This window comes from Micromonospora sp. URMC 106, from assembly GCF_051386395.1.
Lineage (GTDB): Bacteria > Actinomycetota > Actinomycetes > Mycobacteriales > Micromonosporaceae > Micromonospora.
Genome location: NZ_JBPQTP010000054.1, coordinates 30,885 through 42,593 on the forward strand (window position 1 = coordinate 30,885; position 11,709 = coordinate 42,593).

10 protein-coding genes are annotated in these 11,709 nt (G+C 72.5%); 2 read left to right on the plus strand and 8 right to left on the minus strand.

Going from position 1 to position 11,709, the window contains the following annotated elements; all coding sequences use genetic code 11:
- Window positions 1-168 precede the first annotated feature (168 nt).
- Window positions 169-1,662 (plus strand): amino acid permease, encoded by a 1,494-nt coding sequence (locus ACSNOB_RS18010; RefSeq protein WP_436687717.1) that lies wholly within the window; start codon window positions 169-171, stop codon window positions 1,660-1,662.
- Window positions 1,663-1,795: 133 nt separating this feature from the next.
- Here ACSNOB_RS18010 and ACSNOB_RS18015 read toward each other — a convergent pair whose 3' ends face one another.
- The 5 genes from ACSNOB_RS18015 to ACSNOB_RS18035 are packed head-to-tail and all read right to left on the minus strand — an operon-like array spanning window position 1,796 to window position 7,583.
- Complete coding sequence (locus ACSNOB_RS18015; protein WP_436687709.1) at window positions 1,796-2,812, minus strand: glycoside hydrolase family 43 protein; 1,017 nt, start codon at window positions 2,810-2,812, stop codon at window positions 1,796-1,798.
- Window positions 2,809-3,699 carry a carbohydrate ABC transporter permease gene (locus tag ACSNOB_RS18020; RefSeq protein ID WP_436687710.1) on the minus strand — a complete coding sequence of 297 codons (891 nt, stop codon included), beginning with the start codon at window positions 3,697-3,699 and terminating at the stop codon, window positions 2,809-2,811. Before ACSNOB_RS18020 ends, ACSNOB_RS18015 begins: the two co-directional genes overlap by 4 nt.
- Window positions 3,700-3,709: 10 nt before the next feature.
- A complete protein-coding gene (locus ACSNOB_RS18025; RefSeq protein ID WP_393105851.1) occupies window positions 3,710-4,675 on the minus strand; it encodes a carbohydrate ABC transporter permease in 966 nt (321 codons plus the stop codon).
- Between the two features lie 6 nt (window positions 4,676-4,681).
- The gene (locus ACSNOB_RS18030; protein ID WP_436687711.1) at window positions 4,682-6,010 is read right to left on the minus strand and encodes an ABC transporter substrate-binding protein; all 1,329 of its coding nucleotides are present in this window, start codon (window positions 6,008-6,010) and stop codon (window positions 4,682-4,684) included.
- A gap of 58 nt (window positions 6,011-6,068) precedes the next feature.
- Window positions 6,069-7,583, minus strand: a complete 1,515-nt coding sequence (locus tag ACSNOB_RS18035) for an alpha-N-arabinofuranosidase (protein ID WP_436687712.1) — start codon at window positions 7,581-7,583, stop codon at window positions 6,069-6,071.
- Window positions 7,584-7,721: 138 nt separating this feature from the next.
- Between ACSNOB_RS18035 and ACSNOB_RS18040 the strand changes: the two genes are divergently transcribed.
- Entirely contained in the window at window positions 7,722-8,729 is a 1,008-nt protein-coding gene (locus ACSNOB_RS18040) for a LacI family DNA-binding transcriptional regulator (protein ID WP_436687713.1), read from the plus strand.
- Between the two features lie 127 nt (window positions 8,730-8,856).
- On the opposite strand, the gene ACSNOB_RS18045 is transcribed toward ACSNOB_RS18040, so the two are convergent.
- The 3 genes from ACSNOB_RS18045 to ACSNOB_RS18055 all read right to left on the minus strand — a co-directional run bounded on the left by ACSNOB_RS18045 (window position 8,857) and on the right by ACSNOB_RS18055 (window position 11,676).
- Window positions 8,857-9,582, minus strand: coding sequence for a methyltransferase domain-containing protein (locus tag ACSNOB_RS18045; protein WP_436687714.1), 726 nt, complete (start codon window positions 9,580-9,582; stop codon window positions 8,857-8,859).
- A 103-nt stretch (window positions 9,583-9,685) separates the two neighbouring features.
- The gene (locus ACSNOB_RS18050) at window positions 9,686-10,000 is read right to left on the minus strand and encodes a hypothetical protein (protein ID WP_393105842.1); all 315 of its coding nucleotides are present in this window, start codon (window positions 9,998-10,000) and stop codon (window positions 9,686-9,688) included.
- A gap of 38 nt (window positions 10,001-10,038) precedes the next feature.
- The gene (locus ACSNOB_RS18055) at window positions 10,039-11,676 is read right to left on the minus strand and encodes an ABC-F family ATP-binding cassette domain-containing protein (protein WP_436687715.1); all 1,638 of its coding nucleotides are present in this window, start codon (window positions 11,674-11,676) and stop codon (window positions 10,039-10,041) included.
- Between the last annotated feature and the right edge of the window lie 33 nt (window positions 11,677-11,709).

Sequence of the window (11,709 nt, forward strand, 5' to 3'; positions counted from 1 at the left end):
GTGTGGCCGGGCTCACCCGCGCCGACAGTGACCGTACGCACACGCCGGGTCGTGACCCTAATGGGCGGAGAAGTGGCGGTTGGGGAGGGTCCGCCCTGGGTAGCATCGCCGGTCACCGGCCGCCGCGGGGGCGGTCCGGGCGGTGGGAGGGGTGAGCGCGCGGTGTCCATGCTGCGTACCAAGCCGATCAAGGAAGTGATAGCCCAGGGCGCGGCGGACGGCACCGACGGCGGCCCCGGCCTGAAGCGGCGACTCGGCGCCCGCGACCTCACCGGCTTCGGCATCGGCATCGTGATCGGCACCGGCATCTTCACCCTCACGGGCATCGAGGCCCGGGACAGCGCCGGGCCGGGCGTGGTGATCTCGTTCGGCATCGCCGGCCTGGTCGCCCTGCTCGCCGCCCTCTGCTACGCCGAACTGGCGTCCAGCGTGCCGACCGCCGGCAGCGCCTACACCTACGCGTACGCGACCATGGGCGAGATCGCCGCCTGGATCATCGGCTGGGACCTGCTGCTGGAGTTCGCCCTCGGCGCGGCGGTGGTGGCCCGCGGCTGGTCCGGCTACCTCGCCGAACTCGTCGGCCTGCCCACCGCCTGGTTCGGCGAGGAGGGCAGCGTCGTCAACGTCGGGGCCATCGGCATCGTGCTGCTGCTCGGCGTCGTGGCGATCGTGGGCATCCGCGAGTCCGCCCGGGTCACCAACCTGCTGGTGCTGGTCAAGGTCGCCATCTGCGTCTTCATCGTGATCGCCGGCCTGTTCCTCGTGAAGGCGGCGAACCTCACCCCGTTCATCCCGCCGGCGCAGCCCGCCGACGGCGGCGAGGACGGCATCAAGCAGCCCGTCACACAGGCCCTCTTCGGGCTGGAGCCCTCGGTCTTCGGCTTCGTCGGGGTGCTCAGCGCCGCAGCGGTGGTCTTCTTCGCGTACACCGGCTTCGAGGCGGTGGCCAACCTCGGCGAGGAGACGAAGCGGCCCCGCCGGGACCTCACCCTCGGCCTGCTCGGCACGCTGCTGATCTCCACCGTGCTGTACGTCGGCGTCTCGCTGGTCGTGGTGGGCATGGTGCCGTACAACGAGATCGACCGGGGCGCCCCCATCGCGGCGGCGTTCGAGGCGGCCGGCGCGGACTGGGCCGGCGTCCTGGTCTCCATCGCCGCCGTCGCCGGCCTGACCAGCGTGATCCTCGTCGACCTGGTGGCCATGGGCCGGATCGGCTTCGCCATCAGCCGGGACGGGCTGATCCCGCCGTCGATCGCCAGGGTGCACCCGCGCTGGGGCACCCCGTACCGGATCTCGGCGGTCATGACGGTGGCGGTCGCGCTGCTCGCGGGATTCCTGCCGCTGTCGGCGCTGGCCGATCTGGTCAGCATCGGCACGCTCGCGGCGTTCGTGCTGGTCTCGGTCGCGGTGCCGATCCTGCGGCGCAGGCGCCCGGACCTGGACCGGCCGTTCCGGGTGCCGTTCTCCCCGGTGCTGCCGATCGTGTCGGCGCTGGCCTGCCTCTACCTGATGCTGAACCTGTCGGTGGAGACCTGGCTGCGGTTCGGCGCGTGGATGCTGGTCGGCGTGCTGATCTACTTCGGCTACGGCTACCGGAAGAACCGTCTCGCCCAGCGTTCCCCGTCGGTCGAGGAGCGGGCTGCCGAGCCTGCTTCCGTCTGATCTCGGGGCGGGCTCCCCGGAACCCGGGCGGTCGCCCGCCGCGACCCGGTCCGGCTTCGTTCCCGGGTACGCGACGACGCGGCACCCGTCGGCGGGTGCCGCGTCGTCGGCGCTTCCGGCTCGGAGCCCCGCGTCAGGGGCGGGGCTGGGGCTTCCCCGTCGGGCCCTTGACCACCGGCCTGCCGTCGGTCCAGACGACCTCGTCGAGCCAGACCTGGCGGCCCGGGTCGACGGTGCCCTCCTGGCCGGGCGGCCAGGCGTGGTAGAGCAGCCAGGTGCGTCCGTCCTTGACCACCATCGAGGCGTGCCCCGGCCCCGAGGCCACCTCGTTGGTCTTCAGGATCGGGTTCTCCGGGGCCTTCACGCACGGCCCGGTCGGCGACTCGCAGACCGCGTAGCCCTCGGCGTACTCGGCGCGGTCGTAGGCGTTGGCGGCGAAGAACAGGAACAGCTTCCCGTCGTGCCGGTGGAAGAACGGCCCCTCGACGAGAACGCCCTCCCACGGCTCGGTCTGCTTCAGCAGCTTCGTCGGCTCGCCGACCAGACGCAGCCCGTCGTCGGAGAGGCGCTGCGACCAGATCCAGGTGTCCACCCCGATGGCGTTGCCGTCGTTCTTCCACAGCAGCCAGAGGCTGCCGTCGGTGTCCCGGAAGGGGCTGGCGTCGATCGCCCCGCCCAGTTCCGCCTGGCAGATCAGCGGGGCGGTCGAGTCGTCCCGGTACGGCCCCTGCGGGGCGTCGGCGACCGCCCGGCCGACGCACTGCCGCCCGGACTCCCGCCCCGCGACGGTGTAGTAGAGCAGGAACCGGTCCGGGGCCAGCTCGATCACCTCCGGCGCCCAGTTCTTCCCGGCCTCCGCCCACGCCGGCAGCTCCGGCAGCGCGTCGCCGACCGGCGTCCAGTCGACCAGGTCGGGGGAGGTGAGCACCGGGACGTTGCGGCCACCGGCGTTGGTGTGGAAGAGGTACCAGGTGTCGCCGACCCGGATGGCCTGCGGGTCGGGCGCGTCGGTGCGTACGACCGGGTTGGTGAACATGCTCGCGTCGTCTCCCGTGCTCGAAGGGTCTTCGCCACCACCGCAACCGGCGGCGAGCAGCGCGGCGGCGAGCACCGCCGCCGCGCCTCGTCGCCGGGTCGTCCCGGCCGTCATCCCTTCAGGCCGCTGCGGGAGACGCCCTGGATGATGTGCCGCTGGGCGAGCACGAAGAGGATCAGCACCGGCACGCTGGCCAACACCGCCCCCGCCATGATCACCGGGTAGTCGGTGACGTAGGAGCCCTGGAGCAGGCCCAGGCCCGGCGGCAGGGTGAGCGTCTCCGGGCTGAACAGCACGAAGATCGGCCAGAGGAAGTCGTTCCAGTTGGTCAGGAACGACAGCACCGCCAGGGTGGCCAGCGCCGGCCTGGACAGCGGCAGCACCACCTTCCAGAAGATCTGCCACTGGTTGGCGCCGTCCAGCACCGCGGCCTCCTCCAGCTCCCGGGGCAGGGAGAGGAAGAACTGCCGCAGGAAGAACACCCCGAACGCGCTCGCCGCACCGGGAACGATCACCACGGCCAGGGTGTCGATCCAGTTCAGCTCGTCGACGATCAGGAAGTTCGGGATGATCAGCGAGGTCGGCGGGATGAACAGCGTCCCGACGATCAGCGCGAAGAGCACCCCGCGGCCGCGGAACCGCATCCGCGCCAGGGCGTACGCGGCCATCGAGGCGGTCGCCAGCACCAGCAGCGCGTGCGCCGTGGCGGCCAGCATGCTGTTGGTGAACCAGCGCAGCACGGGGTTGGCCGAGTTGTTCAGGATCTGTTCGTAGCCGTACCCGGAGATCGGATCCGGCAGCCAGGTCGGCGGGATCTGCTGGGCCCCGGTGTAGGTCTTCAGCGAGGTGATGACCATCCACACCAGCGGCATCAGGAAGACCAGGGAGAGGGCGACCAGGGTGGCGTAGAGCGCGGTCCGGCGCAGCCCGGTGGCCGGGCCGCGGCGGGCGGCCGGGGCGCCGGCGCGGGTCGGCGCGGGGGTGCGCGTGGGCGTCGTCATGGCGGTCCCCTCAGTCTTCCCGGTAGCGGAAGAGGCGGAAGTTGGCGATGCTCACCACCGCCAGCATCAGGGCGAACACGATGCTCATCGCGGCGGCGCGGCCGGCGTCGTTGTCCCGCAGCCCCTCCTCGACGATGAACCAGACCACCGTGCGGGTCTCCGTGCCCGGCGCGCCCTGGGTGATCAGGAACGACTGTCCGAACACGTTCGCGGAGGCGAGCACGGTCGTGGTGATCACGAACAGCAGCACCGGACGCAGCCCGGGGAGCGTGACGTGCCGGAACCGTTCCCAGGCGGTCGCGCCGTCCACCTTGGCCGCCTCGTACAGCTCCTGCGGGATGTCCTGGAGCCCGGCCAGGTAGATCACGGCGTTGAAGCCGGAGGTCCACCAGACGGTCACCCCGACCAGCGACACCCAGGCCCACGGCACGTCCGTCACCCACGGGGTGTCGGCCGGCAGCCCGACCATGCCGGCGAGCCGGTTCACCAGGCCCAGGTTGGCGTCGAGCAGGAAGCGCCAGAGCAGGCCGATCACCGCGACACCCAGCACGTACGGCGCGAAGTAGATCGCCCGGAAGAAGGTCCGGCCGGGGAACGAGCGGTTCAGCAGCAGCGCCAGCCCGAGCGGGACGACCACCAGCAGCGGCACCGAGAAGACGGTGAAGATCGCCGTCGCCCGGACGCTCTGCCACCAGTCGCCGTAGACGGCCGAGTCGCTGGAGAACAGCTCCTGGTAGTTGTCCAGCCCGACGAAGGGCCGGTTGGGCAACTGGAAGTCCCACTGGTGCACGCTGAGCCAGAGCCCGAGCAGGATCGGCAGCAGGCCGAAGACCCCGAACAGGACCAGGTACGGGGCCAGGAAGAGGTACGGCGTCAGCCGCCCCGTCCGGCCCGCCGAGGTGCCCCGGCGGGCAGCGCCGGCCGCCGGGGGCGGCGCGTCACCGCGCGCCGCCCCGACCTCGATCACGTCCGCCACGGGAACTCAGCTCCCGTACTTCTTGCGGTTGTCCTCCAGCTGCTTGTTGGCCTTGGCCACCCCGTCGTCCAGCGCCTGCTTCGGCGACTTCTTGCCCAGCGCCGCCTCGTTGAACGAGTTGTAGAACGTCGTCATGACCTCGCCGAGGCCGGGGGCCGCCGGCGGGAAGGCGGCGTACTCCAGCTCCGGGGCGAGCGCGTTGACCTCGGCCAGCGCCTTGAACTCGGCGCTCTCCCGGACCGTCTTGCGGGCCGGCACCTGGCCGCCCTTGGCCCAGTCCAGCGAGTGCTGGCTGAGCCAGTTGATGAAGACCTTCGCCGCCGAGACCTTGTTGGCGTCGTTGGCCCGCTGCTTGACGATGGTGAAGTTGTGCGAGTTGGCCCAGGCGGCCGGCTGGCTGCCGATCTGCGGCAACGGCGCGACACCCCACTGGACCTCCGGGCTCTTCTTCAGGTCGTTGACCTGCCAGATGCCGTTCCAGTTGAAGGCGTTCTTGCCGCTCTTGAAGGCCAGGTAGTCGGCGTCCTGGCCGACGTTGGCCGGGGAGTGGCCCTGCTTGATCAGGTCGGTCAGCCAGGTGCACGCCTCGACGGCCTGGTCCGAGTTGAAGGTGGCCTTGGTGGCCTCGGCGTCGAACACGCTGCCGCCCCACTGGTGCAGCAGGGAGTAGAAGGTCATGCCGCCGGTGAACTGGAACGGGCTGACCCAGAAGCCCTGCACCCCGGACTTCTTCAGCTCGGTCAGCGCGGCGGTGTACTCGTCCTTCGTCGTCGGCGGCTTGTTCGGGTCGAGCCCGGCCTTCTGCATGACCCCCTTGTTGTAGTAGAAGCCGAGGGGGTGCATGTCCAGCGGGATGCCGTACCGCTTGGAGTTGTAGAGCCCGCCCTTCCAGACGGTGGGGGCGAAGTCGCCCTCGGAGAGCTCCAGGGCCTTGGCCACGTCGTCCAGCTCCGTGATCACGCCGCGGGCGGCGAAGGTGGCGAGCTGGTCCATGTGCATGACCGCGATGTCCGGGCCGCTGCCGCTGGAGGCGGCGCCGGGGAGCTTGTTGTAGTAGTCCTCCCACTGGTACGTGGCGATCGAGACGGCGATGTTCTGGTGCTCGGTGTTGAACTGGTTCACCAGCGCCTTGAAGATGTCGCCGTCGCCGCCGGTGAACCCGTTCCACAGCTTCAGGTCCACCTTCGGGCCGGTGTAGTCCTTGCCGCCGTTGCCGGCCGCCGGGCCCGAGCTGTCGTCGTCGCCGCCGCAACCGGCCAGGGTCAGCGAGGCCGCGGCGCCGAGCCCGAGGCCGAGGCCGAGCAGGCGCCGCCGGCTCATTTCGTTCTGCATCATGCGGATTTCACTCCTTGGGGGACGGGATGAATTGTGCCTGCCCAGGGCCGGTGCGGTGTCAGCCACCGACGGGGGAGAAGCGCAGCACGTTCCAGGAGACGGCCGGCAGGCGCACGGAGCACCGGCCGCCGTCGGTGGTGGGGGTGGGCAACTGCCGGGGCGTCACCCGGTCGGGCTCGGCCTCGGTGTTCGTCGCCGTCGGGTCGTCCCCGGCGGCGAGGCTCAGGTGGGATTGACCGGACAGTCCTGCCAGGCCGCGCAGGTCGAGCCCCAGCGCCAGGTCGTCCGAGCCCCGGTTGACCGCGAAGACCGTCAGCTCGCCCGTCTCCTCGTCGTGCACGGCGACCGTGTCGAGCACCGGGACCTCGCCGTACCTCTTCGTCTCGTAGCTGGGGCCGACCGGCTCCGTGCGCAGCACCGTGCCCCGGGCGTGCCGGGCGGTCAGCGCGAACGGGTGGAAGATGCTCTGCCGCCAGGCCGGCCCGCCGGTGCGGGTGCGGATCGGGGCGATCACGTTGGCGAGCTGCGCCTGACAGGCCACGCCGACCCGGTCGGCGTGCCGGAGCAGGGTGATCAGCAGGTCGCCCACCACCACCGCGTCGACCGCGGTGAAGTCGTCCTCGATCAGCGCCGGGGCCTCCACCCAGCCGCGCCGGTCCAGGTCGGCCTTCAGCCGGGACTCGTACCAGACGTTCCACTCGTCGAAGGAGATCTTGAGCTTGCGTCGGTCCCGCCGCTTCGCCGCCACGTGGTCGGCCGTGGCGACCACGTCCCGGATGAAGTTGTCCATGTCGACGGCGGAGGCCAGGATGCTGGCCTGGTCGCCGTCGGACGGGTCGTAGTAGGTGTGCGCGGAGATGTAGTCGACGTGCTCGTAGGTGTGCTCCAGGACGGTCGCCTCCCAGGAGGCGAACGTGGGCATCCGCCGGTTGGAGCTGCCGCAGGCGACCAGGCTGATCGAGGGGTCGATCATCTTCATCGCGCGGGCGGTCTCGGCGGCCAGCCGGCCGTACTCGTCGGCGGTCTTGTGGCCGACCTGCCACGGGCCGTCCAACTCGTTGCCCAGGCACCAGAGCCGCACCCCGTACGGCTCCTCGGCGCCGTGCTTGCGGCGCAGGTCGGACAGTTGGGTCCCGCCCGGGTGGTTGGTGTATTCGAGCAGGTCGCAGGCCTCCTGCACGCCCCGGGTGCCGAGGTTGACGGCCATCATCGGCTCCACCCCGGCCGTGGCGGCCCAGGTCATGAACTCGTCCAGCCCGAAGGCGTTGGTCTCGATCGTCTTCCAGGCCAGGTCGAGGCGGCGGGGACGGTCGCCGACCGGGCCGACGCCGTCCTCCCAGCGATAGCCGGAGACGAAGTTGCCGCCGGGGTAGCGGACGACCGACACGCCCAGCTCCCGGGTCAGCTCCAGCACGTCCCCGCGCAGCCCGCGCGGATCCGCGCTCGGGTGCCCGGGCTCGTAGATCCCGCCGTAGACGCAGCGGCCCATGTGCTCGACGAACGAGCCGAAGAGGCGCCGGTCGGCCGGTCCGATCGCGAAGGCCGGGTCGATCGTGAGCTGCGCGGTCCGCAAGGGGGTGCCACCTTTCCTCGTCACCGGTGACCGAGTGACCGTGGTCACCCGGTATCCCTGGTTTCTACAACGTTGTAAGCAACGTTGTAAAGACCTGGCCACGCGGTAAAGTGCGCAGTCATGGGGGGAGGTGGCGCGGTGCGACACAGACTCAAGGACGTGGCGGAGCGGGCCGGCGTCTCGGTCAAGACCGTCTCCAACGTGGTCAACGGCTACGTGCACGTCCGCCCCGACACCCGGGCCCGGGTCGAGGAGGCCATCGCCGAGCTGAACTACCGGCCCAACCTCTCCGCCCGCAACCTGCGCAAGGGGCGCACCGGCGTGATCGCGCTGGCCGTGCCCGAGCTGGACATCCCCTACTTCGCCGAGCTGGCCCGGCACGTCGTCACGGCCGCGGCCGAGCTGGGCTGGACGGTGCTCATCGACCAGACCGGCGGCGGCCACGAGCAGGAGCGGGTGGTCGCCTCCGGCATCACCGAGCACCTCATCGACGGGTTGATCTTCAGCCCGCTGGCGCTCACCGCGGAGGACCTGACCGGGCTCGACGGCACCCCGATGGTGCTGCTCGGCGAGCGGGTCGACCACGGCCCCGCCGACCACGTCGGCATCGACAACGTGGGCGCCGCCCGGGAACTCACCGCCCACCTGCTCGGGCTCGGCCGCCGCCGGATCGCCGCCGTCGGCTCGCAGCGCACCCCGGAGGGGGCCAGCGCCCGGCTCCGGCTCGCCGGCTACACCGCCGCGCTCGCCGACGCCGGCATCGCCTACGACGAGCGGCTGGTGGCGCCCGCGTCGGCCTGGCACCGCGCGGACGGCGCCGCCGCGATGCGCGCGCTGCTGGCCTCCGGCGTACGCCCCGACGCGGTCTTCTGCTTCAACGACACCCTCGCCCTGGGCGCCCTGCGCGCCCTGCACGAGGCGGGCCTGCGGGTCCCCGAGGACGTCGCGGTGGCCGGCTTCGACGACATCGAGGACGGCCGCTTCTCCGTGCCGACGCTGAGCACCATCGCCCCCGACAAGGAACGCATCGCCCGGCTGGCCGTGGAACTGCTGGCCGGCCGCATCGACGGCGACCGCGCCGCGCCGCCCCGGGAACTCTCCGCCCCCTGGCGCCTGACGCCCCGCGAGAGCACCCTGGGTCGCTGACGCCCGCCGGCTCCGTAAGCGTCACCGGCCGGCGGACGTGCGTACCCCGGACGCCCGGCTGCGCCGAGGAGCGTCACCGGCCGGCGCACGTGCTCGCCCGGACGCGCGTTCCGCCGGGTGGGACGGGTCAGTCGAAGAAGCGGGCCAGGTGGGCGGGGGCGGGGCCGTCCGCGTCCGGGGCGAGCGGGGTGAGGTCGGCGAAGATCGAGGCCCCGTCGCAGCCGACGTGCAGCGGATACCAGCGCGGGGTGCCCGGCGGGCGCTGGAGGCAGATCCCCTTGACCGTCTGCACGTCGAGCAGCCGGACGTGGGTGGGATCGGCGACCGCGTTCACGTGCCGCCACCACGGGCTCATCACGTGCAGCACGCCGCCCGGCCGGAGCACCCGGTGGCACTCGTCGACCAGCGGCAGGAAGTCGACCAGGTGCTCCAGGATGTGCACCGCGAAGAGCACGTCCACCGAGTCGTCGGCCAGCGGCAGCGAGCCGGAGAGGTCCGCCACGGCGTCCACCCCGGGGGCGGGGAAGATGTCCAGCCCCAGGTTGCCCGGCCACTGCTTGGTGGCGCCGCAGCCCAGGTCGACCACCACCGGGTCGCGCCCGGCGACGCGTACCCGGCACCAGACGCCGAACACCCCGGCGAGCCGGCCCACCCGGTCCCGGACCAGGCGCAGGTCGGACTGCTCGGCGACCTCGCCGCTCAGGTGGGCGACCCCCCGGTCGAAGCGCACCTCCACCGCGAGGTCGCGCAGTCGGTCGTCGTGCCGGGCCTCGTCGGCCCACGCCTCGGCGAGGAATACGTCGATCGCCCGCAGCCGCTCGGCCGAGGGCGGGGTCTGTGCCAGCGCGACCATCCGGGCCCACCTCCCGCGGGCCGATACCCGGATCCGCGCCCGGTATGCCCCGCGCCGTACCGCGAGCCGGCGCTGCCCGTCGCGGGTGGCGCCGGGACGGCGGTCAGCCGCTGATCGTCCGCCGGGGGCGACCGCCGCGCATCCGCTGCCGGGGCGGCGGGGCGGCCGGCTTGGGCCGCTTCAGGTGGTAGCGGTGCAGTTCGTTGTTGCCGGGCAGGGACGGGTCCTCGCTCATCGCGACCAACTCCCAGCCCTGGTCACCGGCCCGGTTCAGGTGGGCCAGCGCGGTGTCGCCGTAGGGCGTCACGTCGACCATGGAGCCGTCCGGGCCGTACCAGACGAAGACGACCTCCCAGCCGATGTCGTTGGTGGCCGCCTGGCGGCGGCGGACCAGCAGCGCGTACTCCCACTTGAGCATGGAGTCATTGTCACCCGCCGCGAGCGGGTCGGCACGGATCAATCCTCGGCGATCCGTCCGGCGTCGACGCGCAGCCGCCGGTTGGTCGCCACCGCGTCGAGCATCCGCCGGTCGTGGGTGACCAGCAGCAGCGTGCCCGGGTAGCTCGCCAGGGCCGACTCGAGCTGCTCGATGGCCGGCAGGTCCAGGTGGTTCGTCGGTTCGTCCAGCACCAGCAGGTTCACCCCGCGCCCCTGGAGCAGCGCGAGCGCGGCCCGGGTCCGCTCGCCCGGCGACAGGGTCGCCGCCGGCCGCAGCACGTGCGCCGCGCGCAGGCCGAACTTGGCCAGCAGCGTCCGCGCGTCCGCCGGCGGCAGGTCCGGTACGGCGGCGCGGAACGCGTCGATCAGGGGCACGTCGCCGAGGAAGAGCCCGCGGGCCTGGTCCACCTCGCCGACCACCACGCCCGGGCCGAGCGCGGCGTGCCCGGAGTCGAGGGGAAGCCGGCCCAGCAGGGCGGCGAGCAGGGTGGACTTGCCGGAGCCGTTCGCCCCGGTCACCGCCACCCGGTCCGCCCAGTCGACCTGGAGGGTCACCGGGCCGAGGGTGAAGCCGCCCCGGCGTACGACTGCGTCCCGCAGCGAGGCCACGACGGCGCCGGCGCGGGGCGCGGCGGCGATCTCCATCCGCAGCTCCCACTCCTTGCGCGGCTCCTCGACCACCTCCAGCCGCTCGATCAGCCGCTCGGTCTGCTTGGCCTTGGCCGCCTGCTTCTCGGTCGCCTCGGCGCGGAACTTGCGGCCGATCTTGTCGTTGTCGGTGGCCTTGCGGCGGGCGTTCTTGACGCCCTTCTCCATCCAGGCCCGCTGGGTGCGGGCGCGCGCCTCCAGCGCCGACCGGGTGTCGGCGTACTCCTCGTACTCCTCGCGGGCGTGCCGGCGGGCCACCTCGCGCTCCTCCAGGTAGCCCGCGTAGCCGCCGCCGTAGTGCCGGACCTGCTGCTGGTGCAGGTCCAGCTCCAGCACCCGGGTCACCGTGCGGGCGAGGAACTCGCGGTCGTGGCTGACCAGCACCGTGCCGGCGCGCAGCCCGGTGACGAACTCCTCCAGCCGCGCCAGCCCGGCCAGGTCCAGGTCGTTGGTCGGCTCGTCGAGGAGGAAGACGTCGTAGCGGCTGAGCAGCAGCGAGGCGAGCCCGGCCCGGGCTGCCTGGCCGCCGGAGAGCCCGGTCATCGGGTGGTCCAGGTCGACCGTGAGACCCAGTTCGGCGGCGACCTGCTCGGCGCGCTCCTCCAGGTCCGCCCCGCCCAGGCCGAGCCAGCGCTCCAGCGCGTCGGCGTAGTCGTCGTCCGCGCCGGGCCTGCCGTCGGTGAGCGCGGTGGTCGCCGCGTCGAGGGCGGCCTGCGCGGCGGTGACCCCGGTGCGCCGGGCCAGGAAGTCCCGGACGGTCTCGCCGGCGCGTCGCTCGGGCTCCTGCGGCAGGTGCCCGACGCTCGCCGTGGGCGGGCTGAGCGCGATGCTCCCGGCCTCCACCGGCAGCAACCCGGCGAGGGTACGCAGCAGCGTCGACTTGCCGGCGCCGTTCGGCCCGACCAGCCCCACCACGTCCCCGGGCGCGACCACCAGGTCCAGCCCGGCGAACAGCGCCCGGTCCCCGTGCCCCGCGGCCAGCCCCTTGACGATCATCGTCGCGCTCATCAACCCCCGACCCTATCCCGCCCAGCCCCCACG